The organism is Kitasatospora sp. GAS1066B, assembly GCF_041262605.1.
In the GTDB taxonomy this organism is placed as follows: domain Bacteria; phylum Actinomycetota; class Actinomycetes; order Streptomycetales; family Streptomycetaceae; genus Kitasatospora.
On sequence record NZ_JBGCCO010000010.1, the window covers coordinates 60,764 to 79,900 of the forward strand.

13 protein-coding genes and 1 pseudogene are annotated in these 19,137 nt (G+C 71.6%); 3 read left to right on the forward strand and 11 right to left on the reverse strand.

The features are described from left to right. Positions 1-47 precede the first annotated feature (47 nt). The 7 genes from pcrA to ABH937_RS13345 all read right to left on the reverse strand — a co-directional run bounded on the left by pcrA (position 48) and on the right by ABH937_RS13345 (position 10,659). Positions 48-2,660: a DNA helicase PcrA gene (pcrA, locus tag ABH937_RS13315; RefSeq protein ID WP_370218283.1), complete on the reverse strand. Its 2,613-nt coding sequence runs from the start codon at positions 2,658-2,660 to the stop codon at positions 48-50. 67 nt (positions 2,661-2,727) lie between these two features. Then, on the reverse strand, positions 2,728-4,275 hold the full coding sequence (locus tag ABH937_RS13320) for a glycosyltransferase family 39 protein (RefSeq protein ID WP_370218285.1): 1,548 nt from the start codon (positions 4,273-4,275) through the stop codon (positions 2,728-2,730). 63 nt (positions 4,276-4,338) lie between these two features. After that, a complete protein-coding gene (locus ABH937_RS13325; RefSeq protein WP_370218286.1) occupies positions 4,339-5,610 on the reverse strand; it encodes a glycosyltransferase family 39 protein in 1,272 nt (423 codons plus the stop codon). Between the two features lie 155 nt (positions 5,611-5,765). Then, entirely contained in the window at positions 5,766-7,034 is a 1,269-nt protein-coding gene (locus tag ABH937_RS13330) for a glycosyltransferase 87 family protein (RefSeq protein WP_370218288.1), read from the reverse strand. A gap of 33 nt (positions 7,035-7,067) precedes the next feature. Beyond that, positions 7,068-8,273, reverse strand: coding sequence for an acyltransferase family protein (locus ABH937_RS13335; protein WP_370218337.1), 1,206 nt, complete (start codon positions 8,271-8,273; stop codon positions 7,068-7,070). A gap of 216 nt (positions 8,274-8,489) precedes the next feature. Further along, the gene (locus ABH937_RS13340; protein ID WP_280692290.1) at positions 8,490-9,200 is read right to left on the reverse strand and encodes a response regulator transcription factor; all 711 of its coding nucleotides are present in this window, start codon (positions 9,198-9,200) and stop codon (positions 8,490-8,492) included. Then, positions 9,193-10,659, reverse strand: a complete 1,467-nt coding sequence (locus ABH937_RS13345; protein WP_280692288.1) for an ATP-binding protein — start codon at positions 10,657-10,659, stop codon at positions 9,193-9,195. The genes ABH937_RS13340 and ABH937_RS13345 overlap by 8 nt, the downstream gene beginning before the upstream one ends. A gap of 202 nt (positions 10,660-10,861) precedes the next feature. Here ABH937_RS13345 and ABH937_RS13350 point away from each other — a divergent pair, with 202 nt between their 5' ends. The 3 genes from ABH937_RS13350 (at position 10,862) to ABH937_RS13360 (ending at position 13,514) form a co-directional block, all read left to right on the forward strand. Next, positions 10,862-11,617, forward strand: coding sequence for an SGNH/GDSL hydrolase family protein (locus tag ABH937_RS13350; RefSeq protein ID WP_280692286.1), 756 nt, complete (start codon positions 10,862-10,864; stop codon positions 11,615-11,617). A 119-nt stretch (positions 11,618-11,736) separates the two neighbouring features. After that, positions 11,737-13,311, forward strand: a complete 1,575-nt coding sequence (locus tag ABH937_RS13355; RefSeq protein ID WP_370218290.1) for a PspC domain-containing protein — start codon at positions 11,737-11,739, stop codon at positions 13,309-13,311. Next, positions 13,308-13,514 (forward strand): hypothetical protein, encoded by a 207-nt coding sequence (locus tag ABH937_RS13360; RefSeq protein ID WP_280692282.1) that lies wholly within the window; start codon positions 13,308-13,310, stop codon positions 13,512-13,514. Before ABH937_RS13355 ends, ABH937_RS13360 begins: the two co-directional genes overlap by 4 nt. A gap of 36 nt (positions 13,515-13,550) precedes the next feature. On the opposite strand, the gene ABH937_RS13365 is transcribed toward ABH937_RS13360, so the two are convergent. The 4 genes and pseudogenes from ABH937_RS13365 to ABH937_RS13380 form a co-directional block, all read right to left on the reverse strand. After that, entirely contained in the window at positions 13,551-14,045 is a 495-nt protein-coding gene (locus ABH937_RS13365; RefSeq protein WP_370218338.1) for a ubiquinol-cytochrome c reductase iron-sulfur subunit, read from the reverse strand. Between the two features lie 15 nt (positions 14,046-14,060). Further along, a pseudogene (locus tag ABH937_RS13370) lies at positions 14,061-14,639 on the reverse strand (DoxX family protein); the annotation flags it as partial. A 190-nt stretch (positions 14,640-14,829) separates the two neighbouring features. Then, positions 14,830-16,425 carry a glutamine-hydrolyzing GMP synthase gene (gene guaA, locus ABH937_RS13375; protein ID WP_280692278.1) on the reverse strand — a complete coding sequence of 532 codons (1,596 nt, stop codon included), beginning with the start codon at positions 16,423-16,425 and terminating at the stop codon, positions 14,830-14,832. A 912-nt stretch (positions 16,426-17,337) separates the two neighbouring features. After that, on the reverse strand, positions 17,338-19,137 hold the full coding sequence (locus tag ABH937_RS13380) for a GMC family oxidoreductase (RefSeq protein WP_348533694.1): 1,800 nt from the start codon (positions 19,135-19,137) through the stop codon (positions 17,338-17,340).

Below are 19,137 nucleotides of genomic sequence, written 5' to 3' on the forward strand. Positions count from 1 at the left end.
AGCACTAACTGCCTGAGGGGAGGTTAGCGCGACAGCCGTTCGAGCGGCTACAACTTCTCGACCGGTGCGTAGCGCAGCAGCAGCTGCTTGCGCCCCGCCGAGCCGAAGTCGACGGTCGCCTTCGCCCGGTCACCCACGCCCTCGACCGCGGCCACCGTGCCCAGACCGAAGCTGTCGTGGCTGACCCGGTCGCCGACCGCCAGCGCGACCACCTCGCGCTCGGTGACCTTGCGCGCCGACTTGCCCCAGCCCGCCTTCGGCGAGGCGGCACCCGCGCCGGAGCCAGCACCGGACCCCGAGCCCGAACCCGACCCGCGCGAGCCGCTCATCGACAGCCCGCGCGAGGGCGGCACGGCGGCCGCCCCGGTGCGCTTCCACTCGACCAGCTCGGCCGGGATCTCCTCCAGGAACCGCGAGGCCGGGTTGTAGGCCGGCTGCCCCCAGGCACTGCGCAGCACGCTGCGGGTCAGGTAGAGCCGCTGCCGGGCCCGGGTCAGCCCGACGTAGGCCAGCCGGCGCTCCTCCTCCAGCTCCTTGACCTGGCTGAGCGCCCGCATGTGCGGGAAGATCCCGTCCTCCATGCCGGTCAGGAAGACCACCGGGAACTCCAGGCCCTTGGCGGTGTGCAGGGTCATCATCGTGATGACGCCCTGGCCCTCGTCGTCATCCGGGATCTGGTCGGAGTCGGCGACCAGCGCGACCCGCTCCAGGAAGTCGGCCAGCGAGCCGACCGGCGGCGCGCCGTCCTCGCCCGCGTCCGGCCGCTCACCGGGATCCTGCTCGTACTCCAGGGCTACCGAGGCGAGCTCCTGGAGGTTCTCCACCCGGGTCTCGTCCTGCGGGTCGGTGGAGGACTGCAGCTCGGCCAGGTACCCGGTCTCCTCCAGGACGGCCTCCAGCACGGCGGCCGGACCGGCCCCCGACTCGACCACCTGGCGCAGACCGGCCAGCAGCTCGTTGAACTTGCGCACCGCGTTGGCCGAGCGCGCGGCCATCCCGTACGCCTCGTCCACCCGCAGCAGCGCCTGCGCGAAGGAGATCCGCTCGCGCGCGGCGAGCGCCTCGATCATCGCCTCGGCGCGGTCGCCGATGCCGCGCTTGGGCACGTTGAGGATCCGGCGCAGCGGCACGGTGTCCTCGGGGTTGGAGAGCACCCGCAGGTACGCGAGGATGTCGCGGACCTCCCTGCGCTCGTAGAAGCGCACCCCGCCGACCACCTTGTACGGCAGGCCGACCCGGATGAACACCTCTTCGAAGACCCGGGACTGCGCGTTGGTCCGGTAGAAGATCGCCACGTCACCGGGCCGGGCGTCGCCCGCGTCGGTGAGCCGGTCGATCTCCTCGGCGATGAACTGCGCCTCGCCGTGCTCGTCGTCGGCGACGTAGCCGACCACCTTCTCGCCGTGCTCGCCGGCCGTCCAGAGCTTCTTCGCACGGCGGTTGGCGTTGCGCTCGATCACCGAGTTGGCGGCGCTCAGGATGGTCTGGGTGGAGCGGTAGTTCTGCTCCAGCAGGATCGTGACGGCGTCCGGGTAGTCCTCCTCGAACTGGAGGATGTTGCGGATGGTGGCGCCGCGGAAGGCGTAGATCGACTGGTCCGCGTCACCCACCACGCAGAGCTCGGCGGGCGGCAGGTCCACCAGCCCGGCGGCAGCGGGGTTGACCAGGTCGCCGTCCACGGTGCGCTTGGGCGCCGAACCGGCCGCGCCGCCGGTCAGCTCGCGCACCAGCATGTACTGGGCGTGGTTGGTGTCCTGGTACTCGTCGACCAGGATGTGCCGGAACCGCCGCCGGTAGTGCTCGGCCGCGTCCGGGAAGGCCTGCAGCAGGTTGACCGTGGTCATGATGATGTCGTCGAAGTCCAGCGCGTTGGCCTCGCGCAGCCGGGCCTGGTAGAGCGCGTAGGCCTCGGCGAGCTTGCGCTCCATCGGGTTGGCGGCCTGCGCCGCGTAGGTCTCCTCGTCGATCAGCTCGTTCTTGAGGTTGGAGACCTTGGCGGTGAAGGACTTCGGCGGGAACTGCTTGGGGTCCAGGTCCAGATCGCGGCAGACCAGGGCCATCAGGCGCTGCGAGTCCGCCGAGTCGTAGATCGAGAAGCTGGAGGTGAAACCGAGCCGCTTGCTCTCCCGGCGCAGGATCCGCACGCACGCGCTGTGGAAGGTGGAGACCCACATCGCCCGGGCCCGCGGGCCGACCAGCTGCTCGACGCGCTCGCGCATCTCGCCGGCCGCCTTGTTGGTGAAGGTGATCGCCAGGATCTCGCCGGGCTGCACACCGCGGGCGCCCAGCAGGTAGGCGATCCGGTGGGTCAGCACCCGGGTCTTGCCGGACCCGGCACCGGCCACGATCAGCAGCGGCGACCCGGCGTGCAGCACGGCCTCGCGCTGCGGGTCGTTCATGCCTTCGAGCAGCTGGGCCGGGTCGACCACGGTGCGGTGCGCGCCGTTGCGGTAGTAGGCGTCGCGCTCGGCCTGCGCGGCGTAGTCGGTCCGGAAGAGATCGGTGGGGATCTCCTCCTCTTCGGGGTAGCCGCCCTCGTGGCCGTGGTAGCCCTCCGGCGGAGGCTCCTCGGCGAAGTCGACGGGCAGCGCGGCGGCGGCGGGCTTCGCCTCGAAGGGCTCGAAGCCGGGCAACGGGAGGTCGTCAAAGAGGCTACTCATGGCCCTCCGAGTCTATGGCCCGGCACCGACAGAACTGACGGGCCCGGAAAGATCCGCCGTACAGGCCCTAGGGGGCGTCGGGCTTGCGCTCCAGCAGCGAGACGGCCAGCCCGTGGGCCGCCGTGTCGATCCGCACCGCGGTGAACTCGGCTTTCAGCACCGCCGCCTGGGCCTTCGGGATCTCCTGGTAGGGATCCTTGACCCCGCCGTAGGTGAGCACCCAGATCCGCTGGAAACCCCGGGCGCAGACGGCCGGCTGCGCGCAGTCCACCGGATAGAGATCGTGCGCCCGGGCGGGCGTCTCGGCCTGGAAGACGTCCGTCGGCCGGACGCTCCTCGGCAGGTAGACGTCCATCGCGAAGTCCAGCATCATGAACCGCTTGTCGCCGCGGACCGGAACGATCCCGTCGCCGGGCCGGTACCCGCTGGCCACGATCTGGGCGGCACCCTTCTCGTCGGCCCACTCCTTGACGTTGGCCGTCCTGAGGGCGTACTGGTCCTGGATGCCCAGCAGCGCGGTGCCGACCAGCCCGAGCACGATCAGCGGCCGCGGGCGCAGCGCGGTCAGTCCGCCGGCCGCGAGCACGGCCCAGGCCGGCACGGTGAACAGCAGGTAGCGGTCGAGGAAGTAGGAGACGCTGCCCTGCGAGACGAACCAGACCAGCAGGATCGGCAGCGAGGCGATCAGCCCGATCTCCACCGCGCGCCGGCGGCCGCGCGGCCACGCGGCCGGCAGCACGCAGAGCGCGAGCACGCAGCCGCTCACCAGCTGCGAGCTGAACAGGTTGTGCCAGAGATCGACGAAGTTCTGCAGGTCGGGCATCGACAGCCAGGAGATCTGGCGCTTCACCTGCCGCCGACCGAGCAGCACCAGCGGGATCACCGGCAGCACGGCCAGCACGACGGCCGCCGCGAAGCCGAGTGGCAGCCGGGACCTGCCACGCTCGCGCCACCGCAGCAGGACGACCACGGCGTGCGGTACCAGCACGGCCAGCGAGACCACGTGGAACAGCCCGGCCAGCGCGATGCTCACCGAGTACGGCAGCCAGCGCCGCACCGTCGGCCGCTCCAGCGCCCGCAGCAGCAGCCAGTTCGCGGCGGCCACCGCGAGCACCACGAAGGCGTACGAGCGCGCCTCCTGCGCGTACTTCGACACGCTGGGCAGGACCGCGAACAGCAGGCCCGCCGCCAGGCCGGCCCGCGTCCCGAACACCTTGCGCCCGGTCAGCACCACGAAGACCGAGGCGGCGGTCATCGCGAGCGCCGAGGGAAGCCGGAAGGCCATCGGCGAGTCCCCGAACGCGGCTGCCCAGAAGTGCATCAGCAGGTAGTAGAACCCGGAGACCGCGTCCACGTGCCGAAGCATGGCCAGCAGCTCACCGGTGCTGCGGGTGGCCGCGCTCCAGGTCGCCAGCTCGTCGCGCCACATCTGCGGGCGGGAACTGCCGCGCAGGCCGAAGGCGAGGGTGAGCAGCGCCGGCCAGAGCCAGCTGGTGCGGGCGAGCAGCCGTCTCCACCGTTCGTCACGTCGCCACGACCGCCGGCCGGAGGTCGCCACGCCGTCAGGTTCTGCCGTCATCGAGTCGGCGGTGCCGACATCAGCACTGGTGCTCACTGCTCAGTCCCCTACCGCGTTGCTCATGACGCGCTCCATCGGGCACGCCATGCTACCGAATGATCACGGAGAGTTGGTGTAGACGAAGGCGAGGTACCCCCCGAAGAGCCCCGAGGTGACCGCGGCGAAGGCCATGACGGTCGCCACCGCCCCCCTGGTCCGCACCCGGGCGAGCGCGCCGGCCAGCGGGAAGAGCAGCGCGAACGCCGGGATCAGGAAGCGGGCCCGCGAGTTGAAGTAGGACGCGTCACCGAGCGCCAGCAGCAGCACGAGCGCGCTGAGCGCCACCAGCACGATCGGCTGCCGCTGCAGGATCGAGAGGGCGAAGAGCATGACCGAGGCCATCAGGGTGATCGCCACCACCACGTCGGACATCCAGAGCGTGTTGCTGGTCGCCAGCATGTCCCGGACCGACTGCAGGGTCGAGCTGCCGTAGTCGAACTGCGACTGCCACGCCTCCTGCACCTTGAAGTAGCCGGTCAGGCTGTGCTTCTGCAGACCGACCCAGAGGATGAACGAGACGAAGCCCAGCGGCGCGATCAGCCCACCGACGACCGGGCGCCACCAGGCGACCCGCGCTTCCTGCGGCATGGTGCCGTGCCGGGTCCGCCACCACTGCGACACCAGCGCGACCAGCGCACCGAGGCAGACCGCGCCGGCGACCGCGACGGCGGTCGGCCGGGTGAGGCCCGCCAGCGTGCTGAGCAGACCGGCCAGGATCCACCGCCGCCTGACCGCCGCGTACATCGCCCAGGTGGTGAAGGCGGTGAACAGCAACTCCGAGTAGGCCAGGCTCTCGACCAGGGAGTAGGGCGTGACCCCCCAGAGGACCGCCGCGATGGTGCCGACCCGGCGCCCGTACAGGTGGTCGCCGACCGCGAAGATCCCCCAGGCCGCGACCAGCGAGGCGAACCAGGCCACCAGCAGCGCGGCCTGACTGACCGACAGGGGCAGCAGCAGGTGGCACGCCCTGATCACCATCGGGTAGATCGGGAAGAACGCGTAGGCCTGGTAGGGGCCGTGCGGTCCGGGCACCGGCTTCGACCCGGCGTAGCCGTGCTTCGCGATGTCGGCGTACCAGTAGGCGTCCCACATGGTGCTGAGCCGGTGCAGACCGGACTCGCCGTGCTTGTGGTGCCAGAGCAGCACGATGATGACGCCGATCGCGCGGACCGCCGCGTAACCCAGCAGCGCCGGTCCTGCGTACCGGCCCGAAGTCAGCAGCCGGGCCCGGTAGTCGCCGAGCCCACGCCTCAGGCCCGCAACGCCGAGACGGCTCGCCCGGCGGACCCCCGTACCCTCGTCGGCATCCGGACCCGCAAGCTGGGTGCTCACTGGCGCACTCCCGATGGTCGTGGTGAAAGGCCGTCGGGCGCGGATCGACCGAGACGTCCGACCCCGCGTGGGCCACATCAGTGTTCGGCGTGTCGACCGTGGTCGATCACCGTGCCGGACAGCCGCCTTGGCCCGTCCGCACCGCGCCGCCCGGGTCAGCACCTCGGTACGGTCGACCGCCACAGTCTGACGCAGGACTGCACCATGGCCAGCAGCAGCAGCACGTTGCGCAGCACCAGTACGAGGGTGAAACCGGCCGAGCCCTGGACCACGTTGTCGAAGAAGAGCGGGTATTCGACCGAGGTCAGCGCGGTGGCGCCGACCAGCAGCACCACCACCGCGCGTTGGGTCGTCTCCCGGAAGGTCAGGCAGACCGCGCCGAGGCCAATCACCCAAACGAAGTACTGCGGGCTGATGACCCGGCTGGTGGTGGTGAAGACCAGCACCGCGGCCAGCGCGGCGTCCGCGGTCGTGGCCGCGTTCCAGACCCGGGCGCGCAGGCGCCACAGCAGCAGCCAGCAGAACGCCAGCACGCTCAATACCAGCAGCCCGTCGGAGATCTCGGTGACGTACGGACCGAGGAACTCCATCGAACCGAAGTGGTACTGGATGGTCCCCGAGTAGCCGAAGAACCGGGCCACCAGCAGCACGGTCCCACCGAGGGACTCGAACTCCACGCCCCGACTGCCCTGCGCGTTCAGGAAGTCGAAGGGCCCGTGGAAGAAGCCGACCGCGATCGCGGTGAGGGCCAGCGCCGAGGCGGCGAAGCCCAGGCAGATCGACCACAGGCCGCGCCCGCGCGGAGCGCCGAACACCGCGAAGGCCGGCCAGACCTTGACCATCGCGCCCACCGCGGCCAGCGCCCCGCCCAGCCGGGGCCGACGTCGCACCGCGAGCAGCGCGAACACGGCGAAGGCGGTCACCAGCATGTCGTAGCGCGCGTAGGGGATGTAGAGCAGCAACGGCAGGCCGAGCACCCAGACCCAGGCCCCGGCCAGGCTGCGCTCACGGCTGCGGCCGACCAGCACCAGGCTCGCCATGACCGTGAGGTCCGCGAGGAACATCACGATGACGAAGCCCTGGACGAAGTTCACCCCCGGGATGAGGCGGGGGGCCAGCATCACGAAGGCGGCGCCCGGCGGGTACTGCCAGGTCGGATCACCGATCGGGTAACTGCCCTGGGCCAGTTGGTGACCCCACTTCTCGTAGAGCATGTGCAGCTCGCCGGTCGCGTTGATCTTCAGTGAGAAGAGCAGTGTGATCATCAGCAACCGGGTGCAGGCCCAGTAGCCCAGCGGGGCCAGCAGCCTGACCGGCCAGGTGTCGGGCGCCCACAGCGATGGGCCGGTGGATGCACGGCGCGGGCCCGGTGCTCGCGCCGCGTCATCGGGGTGCGCGCCGATGTCGGTGGACGTGTCCGACATGCTCTCCTCTTCCTCGCGGACTCCGCGCTGGGACTACTGGGAACCGCCGTGGCGCTGGTCCGCGCCCGGTTCGCCGGCGGTGGCGGCCGCCGTCGCCCAGAGCCGGTCACGCTCCGCGGCGTCGATCCGGCGGGCCCGCTCCAGGGCTGCGGTCAGCCGCCGCTTGAGCACCTTGGAGAGCGGCCGCTCCACCAGCCGGTGCACCAGCCAGGACGCCAGCAGCATCGCCCCGACCAGGGAGAACACCAGGACGTACGGGTTCAGGTGCCGGTGCAGCTTGGAGATCAGATACCAACCGATCTCCTCGTGCAGCAGGTAGAGCGGATAGGTGAGCGCGCCCGCGGTGACGATCCACCTGCCGCGGATCCAGTCCAGCCGGCCCAGCGCCGCGGCGATCATCACCAGGAAGCAGGCCGTGACGATGAGCAGGCCCACGCTGAAGCTGAGCGGGTGCCCCGCGTCGTTCCGGTAGCCGGACATGATCTGCAGCATCCGGTGCTGGGCGAGCAGCCAGTTGAAGCCGACGATGCTCCAGAGCAGCAGATCGGAACCGAAGCGGTGGATCAGGTACATCGCGATGCCCGCGATGAAGAGCGGCGCGTACTCGGGGTCGAAGACCAGGTCGAGGACGGCCCAGCCGGAGGCGGCCGTCGCGACCGCGCCGAGGGTCCAGACCGCGCAGAACATCACGACCCTGCGGTAGGTCAGCGCACCCAGCGCCACCAGCACGGCGAACATGATGTAGAACCGCAGCTCGATCCAGAGCGTCCAGTAGACCGGGTCGATGTCCATCGCCCCGCCCACGCCGTTCTGCATCATCGTCAGGTTGGTCAGCACGTCCGAGTAGTGGAACTTGTCGATGTTCCACATCCAGGTCGGACGTGCGGTGAGGACGATCGCCGAGGTGATCAGCAGGCAGACCCAGTACGCGGGGAAGAGGCGCACCACCCGGGAGACGAAGAACTCGCCGACCGTCCGGCCCCAGGCCGACATGCAGATCACGAAACCACTGATCAGGAAGAACAGTTCGACTCCCGACCACCCGTAGGCGGCCCAGGAGCTGAGCTCGGGCACCAACTTGGTGGAGTTGCCACCCCACATCTGCGGGTGCTGCTGGTAGCCGGCGTAGTGCCAGAACACGACCGCCAGCGCGGCTAACAGACGCAGCCCGTCGAGCACGTAGAGACGCGGCCTGCCTCCCCGTTTCCCATGGGTGCGACCGTCGCTCGGTGCGGACAGGCCGGTCGGCTCAACACCGGTCTGGTGCGGAGACTCTGGCATCAGGCGCATGCGATTTACCCTCACATGTGGGGAAGGGGTACGCCGTGAAAGACCGCGACGCCCCATTTGTGCACCTGGCACCATACCCCAGGCCGATGCCCGCTCCCGCCCGCCCGGAGGCCTCCGGGCCGCTGCCCGGAGCGGCCTCCCGGACCGCCGCCGCAGGTCAGCCGGTCAGACCAGCCGGCGCGCGGTGGCCCACCGAGTCAACTCGTGACGGTTACTCAGCTGGAGCTTGCGCAACACCGCCGAGACGTGGCTCTCCACCGTCTTCACCGAGATGAACAACTGCTTGGCGATCTCCTTGTACGCGTAACCGCGCGCGATCAGCCGCAGCACCTCGCGCTCGCGCTGGGTGAGGCGGTCCAGGTCCTCGTCCACCGGCGGGGTGTCGGTGGCGGCGAAGGCGTCCAGCACGAAGCCGGCCAGCCGCGGCGAGAAGACCGCGTCGCCGTCGGCGATCCGGAAGATCGCGTTGACCAGGTCGGTGCCGGTGATCGTCTTGGTCACGTAGCCGCGGGCACCGCCGCGGATCACGCCAATCACGTCCTCGGCGGCGTCCGAGACGGAGAGCGCGATGAACTTCACCCCGCCCGGCTCGCCCATGACCCCGGCCGAGCGGCGCAGCACCTCCACGCCACCGCCGCCGGGCAGATGGACATCGAGCAGCACCACGTCGGGGCGGGTCTCGGCGACCACCCGGACCGCCGACTCGACGTCGTCGGCCTCGCCCACCACGTCGATCCCGGTGGTCTCGGTGCGGCCGATCTCGGCGCGCACGCCGGTGCGGAACATCCGGTGGTCGTCGACCAGCACCACCCGGGCCACCCGCCCTGGGCCGCCCTCGCCGGCCGAACCCGGCACTCCTGAAACAGCGTCAGTCATCTGCGGCTCTCTCCATCTCCAGCTCGACCTCGGTGCCGCCGTCCGGCGCGGGGCGCACCCGTGCGGTGCCGCCGTTGCGCTTCATCCGGCCGATGATCGACTCACGGACGCCCATCCGGTCCTCCGGCACGGTGTCGGGGTCGAAGCCGGGGCCGTGGTCGCGCACGAACACCGACACCGTCCTCCCCTCCACCTCGGCGTAGACCTGCACCGGTCCTCCGCCACCGTACTTGGCGGCATTGACCATCGCTTCACGCGCGGCCTGCATCTGGGCCGTGAGCCGCTCGTCCATCGGGCAGTCGCCGACGCAGACCAGTTCGACCGGGACGCCGTGCCGGTCCTCGACCTCGGCGACCACCGCGCGCAGCCGCTCGGCGAGGGTGTCGGGCGCGGCCTCGGCGGCGGCCTCGGGGCGGTAGAGCCAGAGTCGCAGTTCGCGCTCCTGGGCCCGGGCCAGCCGCTGGACCTCCTTGGGGTCCTCGGACCTGCGCTGGATCAGGGTGAGCGTGTGCAGCACCGAGTCGTGGATGTGCGCGGCGATCTCGGCCCGCTCCTGGGCCCGGATCCGGGCGGTCCGCTCGGCGCCCAGGTCCTGCCACATCCGCAGCGCGTAGGGGCCGGTCAGCACCAGCACCCCGGCCAGCACCGCGAGCGAGGCCTCGATCACCGAGGCGAGGGTGGAGCCGGTGCCCTGCAGGATCAGGAAGGTGATGATGCCGACGGTGACCAGCAGCACGCCGGCGCCGACCCGGGCGAAGGCGATCCGCCGCTTGCCGCCGCCCTCCAGCCCGAACCAGCGCTGCCAGCGGGAGTCGTCGGCCTGCCGCCAGACCAGCGCGACGCCGACCCCGATCGCCAGCAGCGGCCAGGCGTACGGCTGGGCGGACTGGATGCCGAGCACGTTGAGCAGCGCCATCACGCCGATCACCAGCATCAGCAGCGCGGCCAGTTGTCCGAGGTTCTGCCGGCTGGCCGCACCACCGGGCCCGGCGGCCGGCGCCTGCCCGGCGACCAGCGGCTCGCCCTGGAAGGTGCCCTGCAGCAGGTCGCGCAGCCGCGCCAGCCGCCCGCGCTCCCCCTTGAGCAGCGGCTCGGGGGCCGCGCCGGCCGCATCGGCCGGGACGAACTCCCCGTTCGTCCAGACGTAGCGCGGACCCAGGCCCTGCGGGGCCGGCTCGCCGATGCCGATCGGCACCACGAACCAGAACGCCGCGTAGAGCAGCACCCCGATGCCGTTGGCGAAGAAGAGCAGCACGAAGGCGGCCCGCACCCAGGTGACCGGCAGTCCCAGGTGCACCGCGAGCCCGTGCGCGACGCCACCCAGCATCCGCGAGTGCGGGCTGCGGTAGAGCTTGCGGTACGACGGTCCGGCCGGGCCCGGGGTCGGCTCGGCACCCCCGGACGGTGGGCCGGCGGGGGCGGTCGTGCTCGGATCGGGTTCGGTACCGGGGGCTGCCACGCCACCGATGGTCACACGCGGGCGAGCCTCGGCGCATCAGGGTCCGTCCCCTAGGTGTGCGGACAGGTGTGCGCAGAGGTGTGCGCAGAGCGTCGGCTGCCGTCCGGATGGAGAGCGTGGCGTGTCGAGGCCGCGCTGGTTGATCTTATGAACTTCCTATCTCACCGTGACTGACAGAACGTCACCAATCGGGAGGTAGCTCATGAAACGGATCATCTCCACGCTGCTGGCCGCGGCACTCTGCGCGGGTGCCACGCTGGTCGCCGGCGCCTCGCCGGCCGGCGCGGCACCGGTGGCGGCCCGGACCGACCCGCCGGCACTGCGGGTGATGCCGCTCGGTGACTCGATCACCGTGGGCGTGGGCAGCACCGACAGCAACGGTTACCGGCTGCCGCTGTGGAACCTGATCACCCAGCAGTCCGACTTCACCGCGAGCTTCGTCGGCTCGCAGCGCGACGGCAACTTCGAGCAGCCGTGGCACGAGGGCCACAGCGGCTGGATGATCGACGACCTCCGGGCCAATGCGGACGACTGGCTGGCCGACTCCGAACCGGACGTGATCCTGCTGCACATCGGCATCAACGACCTGGACCGCGGCGACGACAAGCCGCACGCGGCCGACCGGCTCGCGGCACTGATCGACCAGATCTTCGACGACCGCCCCGGGGCCACCGTCGCGGTGATGGGGCTGATCCCGACCACCGGCGGCCTGCAGGACCTGGTCAAGCAGTTCAACCAGCAGGCGCAGGACCTGGTGCCGGGCGAGCTGCAGCTCGGCCGGCACCTGAACTACGTCGACCCGCCGGCCCTCACCGCGGCCGAGTTCTACGACCGGCTGCACCCCGACGACCTCGGCTACGCCAGGATGGCCAACAGCTTCTTCGGCGCGCTGGACAACGACGTCAAGGCCGGCTGGCTCTCCACCGACTCCCCCAAGGCCACCGCCAAGGCCCACTGAAGCCGCCCGGGCCGCGGCGGCGCCACCGTCCTCCCTGACCTCGGTCTCAGGGAGAGATCAGGGTCCGTCCAGGGCCCATCCTGCTCCCACCGGGCGCCGCCAGCCCGCAGGATGGAGCCATGACGCAGGAGCAGAGCGCGGCCGAGGACGAGCCGACCGCCGAGGAGCAGCCCGAGGGCGGTCGGCCGCCGCTCACCCGGGACGAGAACCGCCAGGTGGTGGCCGGAGTCTGCGGCGGACTCGGCCGGCACCTGGACATCGACCCGGTGGTCTTCCGGGTGGTGACCGCGGTGCTCTGCCTGACCGGCGGCCTCGGGCTGTTCCTGTACGGGCTGGCCTGGCTGATCGTGCCGATGGAGCACCCGGACGGCAAGCACGGGCGCACCGAGCTGCAGCGGGTGCTCACCGGCCGGGTGGACGGCCAGTCGATCGGCGCGGTGCTGCTCACCGTGATCGGCACCGGGGTGTTCTTCTCCTGGATGGGCAGCGGCGATTCGGTCTTCCCGCTGCTGCTGCTCGGCGCGATGATCTTCTTCGCGGTGCGCTACGACCCCGAGCGACGCCGTCGGGCCCACGGGTTCGGGCGGCCGCCGCGCCCCGGTGGCCCGTACGACCGGCCGACCGGGACGGGCAGCCGCTTCGGTCTCGGCGGCCGCACCGACGGCGGCACCGCCTCGCCGCTGAGCGACTGGAAGACCTGGCGGCGCGACTTCCACGAGGAGTGGGCCAATCGCAAGGCCGAGCTGCACGAGGAGTGGGCCGAGCAGAAGGAGCAGTGGCGCGAGGAGTGGGCGAACCGCGCCGAGGAGCTGCGCGAGCGGGTCGACCTGACCAAGGAGCGCGGCACCACGGCATCCGACGCCCTGTCAGCGGACGCCCCCTCGGACGCCGCGCCGCCGAACCGCAGCGGTTATCTGTGGGACCCGCGGCACCCCGAGCGCAACCCGTACGGCTCGGGCCCGCACCCCGGCGCGCCGGCCCAGCCCTGGTGGCAGCGCACCGACCTGCCCGCCGGCGACCCGCTGCGCAAGACCGCCGCCACCGCGCCGCCACCACCGCTGCGGCCGGCCCGCCGGGAGCGCCGCCCGCGCTCGGCGCTCGCCCCGTTCGGCCTGCTGCTCTCGGTGGGCGTGGCCTGGCTGGTCTGGGCGCTCAACGGCCACCTGGCGACCACCGTGCTGCTCTCCACCACGCTGGCCACCGGACTGCTCGGGCTCGGGCTGACCATCCTGGTGGGCGCCAGGTACGGCCGGGCCCGGGTACTGACCATCCCGGCCCTGCTGCTCACCCTGCTGCTGGCGGCCGTGGGCAGCAGCGTCGGCACCGTGGGCACCGGGATCGGCAACCGCACGTGGGCCCCGGCCACCGCGGCCGAGCTGCACCACAGCTACCGGCTCGGGGCTGGCGACGTCCGGCTCGACCTGTCCTCGGTCGACCCGGCCGGCGGTACGGTGGCCACCACGGCGCGGCTCGGCGCCGGCAACGCGACCCTGACCCTGCCCACCGGCGTGGACGTGAACCTGACCGCGCGGACCGCGGTCGGCAACATCCAACTCCCCGACCGGAGGCTGAACGGCAACGTGGGCGCGCACACCACGGTGCACCTCGGCCCGGTGGGGGGCGGCGCGAGCAAGGGAACCATCAACGTGACCGTGCAGGTCGGACTCGGCGACATTCAGGTGGTGCAGGGATGAAGCGGCATCGGTTCGACCTCTTCTCGTTCATGGCCGGCGGCCTCTTCACGGTGATCGCCGTGCTCTACCTGGTGGCCTCGCTGAACGGCTTCTCGGTGAGCGGACGGATCGTCATGCCGATCACCTTCATCGTGCTCGGCGCGGCCGGCCTGGCCGGCGCGGTGGCGGCGATGTCCCGACGCGGCCGAGGGCCGGACGCGTGAGCGGCGCCGCTCAGGCGCCCGGCAGCTGACGATCCGTCAGGACTGCAGCGGCCCCAGGCCCAGCCGGTCGCCGTCCTTGGTGACGGTGTACTTCGGCAGCGGCTTGGTCGCGGGCCCGTTCAGCACCGCGCCGGTCGCGGCGTCGAACACCGAGCCGTGGCAGGGGCAGCTGAGCTTCCCGTTCTTCGGCGGATTGACGCCGCAGCCGGCGTGCGTGCAGATCGAGGAGAAGCCGCAGTACTGGCCCGCCTTGGGCTGCACGATGTAGACCGCGTCGCCGCTGCCGGGGTCGGTGACGGTGGCCGAGCCGCCGACGGGGACGTCCGCGACGGCGACCGAGGGCGCCGACCCGCCGCCGGCCACCGGCTTGGGCGTGCTGGGCGCGGCAGTGCCGGCAGTGCTGGCAGTGGCAGCGGTGGTGGCCTTCGGCTTGCGGCGCACGAAGGTCGCGGTCAGCGAGCCGACCAGCAGCCCCGCACCGCCGAGCGCGACCGCCGCGATCGAGCCGTCCAGCACGATCCGGCGGCGCACCGCGTCCTCGTCCAGACCGCGCCGGCGGTCGCGCTCGGCCCGGCCCGTCAGGTACCCGTCGACCGACAGGTACGGCGTCCCGGTCAGCAGCACGGCGGTCCAGGCCATCAGGTAGGGCAGGTCGTTGCCCAGGTAGTAGGGCGTGATGTTGAAACTGACGGTGAGGAAGAGGGTCAGGCTCAGCAGCGCACCGCCGAGCGCGGCCAGGCGGCCCCAGAGGCCGAACAGGGTGCCGAGCCCGACCGCCAGTTCGCCGAAGGCGATCAGCAGGCCGAAGAAGGTGGGCTCGTGCAGCGCCGGGGCCAGCGCCCAGCCGACCGGACTGTGCGGCTTGGCGGCCAGGGTCTGCGCGTAGAAGGACTGCGGGTCACCGGCGCCGGCCAGGTAGTGGCTGTCGGCCAGCTTGTCGAGGCCCGCGTAGCTGTAGGTGACGCCGAGGAAGAGGCGCAGCGGCAGCAGCGCGTAGCGGCCGGCGAGGGCTCGGCGCTGGGCGGCGCGAGCGGCTCGGCCCACCCCGCCCGGGGGCACCGGCCCGGTGGCCACCGGCTGCGCGCCGGAGCCGGCGGGCTCGACCGAGTCTCTGGTGCCCTCCATCATCGCGTCACCCTCCATCACTTCCAGACGTTTTCGATCGGCATTCTGCCCGTTTTTGACGGTATCCCGACCGCCGGGCGTCAGATCCGACCGCACCCGCGACCTGGCCGGATCTGACGCGAACGGCCGCACCGCCAACCACGGATACGCGGATGGCGGTGCGGCCGTTCAACGGGAGAGCCGGAAAGACTCACTCCCACTCGATGGTGCCCGGCGGCTTGCTGGTCACGTCCAGCACCACGCGGTTGACGTCGCGCACCTCGTTGGTGATCCGGGTGGAGATCTTGGCCAGCACCTCGTAGGGCAGCCGCGACCAGTCGGCGGTCATGGCGTCCTCGGAGGAGACCGGGCGCAGCACGATCGGGTGGCCGTAGGTGCGGCCGTCGCCCTGCACGCCCACGCTGCGCACGTCGGCCAGCAGCACCACCGGGCACTGCCAGATCTCGCGGTCCAGGCCCGCCAGGGTCAGCTCCTCGCGGGCGATCGCGTCGGCCTCGCGCAGCAGGTCCAGGCGCTCCTTGGTGACCTCGCCGACGATCCGGATGCCCAGGCCCGGGCCGGGGAACGGCTGGCGCTGGACGATCTCCTCGGGCAGGCCGAGCTCCTGGCCGACCATCCGGACCTCGTCCTTGAACAGCTTGCGCAGCGGCTCGACCAGCGAGAACTGCAGGTCCTCGGGCAGGCCGCCGACGTTGTGGTGCGACTTGATGTTCGCGGTGCCGGTGCCGCCACCGGACTCCACCACGTCCGGGTAGAGGGTGCCCTGGACCAGGAAGTCGACCGACTCGCCGTGCTCGCCGGCCTCGGCCACGATCTCGGCCTGCGCCTGCTCGAAGACCCGGATGAACTCCCGGCCGATGATCTTGCGCTTCTCCTCCGGGTCACTGACACCCTTGAGGGCCGTCAGGAACCGCTCCTCGGCGTCGACCACCTTGAGCTTGACGCCGGTGGCGGCCACGAAGTCCTTCTCGACCTGCTCGGTCTCGCCCTGGCGCATCAGGCCGTGGTCGACGTAGACGCAGGTCAGCTGGTCGCCGATGGCCTTGGCCACCAGGGCGGCCGCGACCGCGGAGTCCACACCGCCGGAGAGGCCGCAGATCGCGCGCTTGTCGCCGACCTGCTCCTTGATCAGCGCGATCTGCTCGTCCACCACGTTGTGGGTGGTCCAGGACGGGGCGATGCCCGCGCCGCGGTAGAGGAAGTGCTCCAGGATCTGCTGGCCGTGGGTGGAGTGCAGCACCTCGGGGTGGTACTGGACGCCGTAGAGCTTGGCCGCGTCGTTCTCGAAGGCGGCGACCGGGACCACGTCGGTGGACGCCGTCACGGTGAAGCCCTCGGGCGCGGCGGAGCAGGCGTCGCCGTGCGACATCCACACCGACTGCTCGGCCGGAGTGCCCTCGAAGAGCGTCGAGCCGGTCTTGCTGACGTGCAGCGGGGTGCGGCCGTACTCGCGCGCGCCGTTGTCGTCGACGGTGCCGCCGAGCGTGATCGCCATCAGCTGGAAGCCGTAGCACATGCCGAAGACCGGCACCCCGGCCTCGAAGATCGCACGGTCGAGCCGCGGCGCGCCCTCCTCGTAGACCGAGGACGGACCGCCGGAGAGGATGATCGCCTTCGGGTCCTTGGCGAGCATCTCGGCGACCGGCATGGTGCTCGGCACGATCTCGCTGTAGACCCGCGCCTCACGCACCCGACGGGCGATGAGCTGGGCGTACTGGGCGCCGAAGTCGACCACCAGGACGGTGTCGACCGGCGATGCGGACTGGTCGGGGGTAGCAGAGGACACAGACGGCCTTCCGGCAGCGATGTGGGGGTGTCACCCCCGAGTCTACCGGCCGCCCCGTTCACCCCTTTGCCGACCTTTGTCGATTGCCCGTGTCCGACCCCGGCGCGCGCTCGTTCTCCCGGCGACCGTACGACCGCGCCGCACCCGCCAGGTGCGCCGCACCGGCGCCTGGGCCCGCGCCTGTACGGCCGGCAGGACCACGCGTGGAGTTCTTCACAGTCCGCCCGCTCGCGTGGCGCCGCACCGCCGGAGGCATCGGTCGGTGGCGGCGCCGTGGGACCGCGCGCGGGTGCGGTGAACCGGCAGCAGGGGACAGCGGCCGGCTCACGACTGCGCCAGGAGGCGCGGCGGCGGGTTTCGGGGACGCCCGGACCGCCGTCGCGCCGCCCGGTCGCCGACGCTTCGACTACTGAGCGTCACCGATATGTGCCAGGCCACCATGCCCTGGACGGGTCCGGGCAGGCTGCTGACAGGCCGTCAGGAGCGCCGCCGGCGAGACCACCGGCGAAAATGGAATGTGCCGAAGTCGGCCGAATCGGTTGCAGAGCATGGCCCGCGTCCAGCACGATGCTGGGAGGGGGTTTCCGGCGGCCGACGTGGGCCGGCGGGTCACCTGTCGCGCTGCACCTGCCCATCGGCGGTCACAGTGCGTATCTCATCACGCTCCGTGAGAGCGGTGTGCCGCCCGGCCCGACCCAGGCCGGGGCGCGCACCAAGGAGCGCACGCGCCGGCTCGCGCCCGGCGCGAACTCGAAGCCAACCGAATAGACGGCGCTCATCCCCCGGCGCCGTCGACCCAGCACCGGCGCTGCCCTGACGCCGCGTGCTGAGCGACAAAGGGCCCCGTTCCCCCGCGGGGCCCTTTGCCTTGTCCGGCGGCAACCCTTGTCCGGCGGCAGCGCGCCGTCCCGGTCAGTCCTGCTTCCTGGGCACCTTCGGCACCGCCAGCAGCGGCAGCCGCAGCTCACCGAAGGCCCCGCCCGGCACCGCGGGGCGCAGCGGCGCTACCGCCGGGACCCGGCGGTAGCCCTGGTCCTGGGCCGGCCGCGGGTCGGTCTCGCCCTTGTTGGGCCACATCGACATCGCCCGCTCGGCCTGCGCGGTGATCGTCAGCGACGGGTTGACACCGAGGTTGGCGGAGATGGTCGAGCCGTCCACCACGCTGATCCCCGGGTACCCGTAGAGCCGCTGGTACGGGTCGACCACGCCGCGCTCGGGGCTGTCCGCGATCGGGCAGCCGCCGATGAAGTGCGCCGTCATCGGGATGTCGAAGACCTCGCCGACCGTGCTGCCGGCGAAGCCGTTGATCGAGGCGGCGAGCGCCTGGGCGCCCCGCTCGGCGGCCGGGATCCAGCTCGGGTTCGGCTCACCGTGGCCCTGCCGGGAGGTCAACTTCCCCTTCCCCAGGCCCTTCTGCTTCAGCGAGACGGTGATCGAATTGTCCAGCGACTGCATCACCAGACCGATGATGGTCCGCTCCGACCACCGGTAGTTGCTCAGCGAGCGGGCGAACACCGTCGGGTGCTTGAGCGCGGTGGCCCCGGCCCGCAGCCAGCGCGGGCCGCGCCCGCCGCCGGGCACCTGCATGATCGACAGGAAGCCCATCGCGTTCGAACCCTTGCCGTAGCGCACCGGCTCGATGTGGGTGTTCTCGTCGGGGTGGATCGAGGAGGTGATCGCCACCCCCTTGGTGAAGTCCACCGGACCGCCGTAGCGCCGGGGCGTGGTCTGCGCGCCGACCAGCGCCTCGGAGTTGGTCCGGGTCAGCTCGCCGAGGGTGGCCGAGATGCCGGGCAGCCGGCCCTGGTCGCGCATCCGGTGCAGCAGCGTCTGGGTGCCGTAGGTGCCGGCCGCCACCACCACCCTGGCGGCCGTCAGGGTCCGGGCGCCGGACCGCTCGGCCGACGCGCCCCGGGCGTTGGTGCGCCGCACGTCGACGGCAAAGCCATGCTCCCCGTCGGCCGGCTCGCCGTCGGCCCGGTCCAGCGGGCGGATCCGGGCCACCGTGGTGAGCGGGTGGATCTCGGCGCCGTTGGCCTCGGCCAGGTACAGGTAGTTCTCGGTGAGGGTGTTCTTGGCCCCGTGCCGGCAGCCGGTCATGCACTCGCCGCACTCCACGCAGGCCTTGCGGCGCGGCCCGACACCGCCGAAGTACGGGTCCTCGACCTCCGCGCCGGGCACCGTCTTGGAGGATCCGTCGGCGTCCCGGCCGTCGCCGAAGAAGACCCCGACCGGCGCCAGGTGGAAGGTGTCGCCGACGCCCAACTGCTCGGCGGCCGCCTGCAGGTGGACGTCGGAGGGGGTGGTGGTGGGGTTGGTCCGCACCCCGAGCATCCGCTGTGCCTGGTCGTAGAAGGGGGCCAACTCCTCCTCCCAGTCGGTGATGTGCTGCCACTGCCGGTCCTCGAAGAAGGCCTTCGGCGGCACGTAGAGGGTGTTGGCGTAGTTGAGCGAGCCGCCGCCCACGCCGGCCCCGCCGAGCACCAGGACGTTGGCCAGCAGGTGGATCCGCTGGATCCCGTAGAGGCCGAGCGCCGGCGCCCACAGGTAGTTCTTCACGTCCCAGGAGTTCTCCGGCAGTTCGTCCCGTGCGAAGCGCCGCCCGGCCTCCAGCACGGCGACCCGGTAGCCCTTCTCGGTCAGCCGCAGCGCGCTGACCGAGCCGCCGAAGCCCGAGCCCACCACGATCACGTCATAGTCGAAGTCCGCCAC

Bases quoted from the DNA above. Each gene is read 5' to 3' on its own strand.
- pcrA (WP_370218283.1), bottom strand. From the start codon at position 2,660: ATGAGTAGCCTCTTTGACGACCTCCCGTTGCCCGGCTTCGAGCCCTTC.
- ABH937_RS13330 (WP_370218288.1), bottom strand. From the start codon at position 7,034: ATGTCGGACACGTCCACCGACATCGGCGCGCACCCCGATGACGCGGCG.
- ABH937_RS13340 (WP_280692290.1), bottom strand. From the start codon at position 9,200: ATGACTGACGCTGTTTCAGGAGTGCCGGGTTCGGCCGGCGAGGGCGGC.
- ABH937_RS13350 (WP_280692286.1), top strand. From the start codon at position 10,862: ATGAAACGGATCATCTCCACGCTGCTGGCCGCGGCACTCTGCGCGGGT.
- ABH937_RS13355 (WP_370218290.1), top strand. From the start codon at position 11,737: ATGACGCAGGAGCAGAGCGCGGCCGAGGACGAGCCGACCGCCGAGGAG.
- ABH937_RS13360 (WP_280692282.1), top strand. From the start codon at position 13,308: ATGAAGCGGCATCGGTTCGACCTCTTCTCGTTCATGGCCGGCGGCCTC.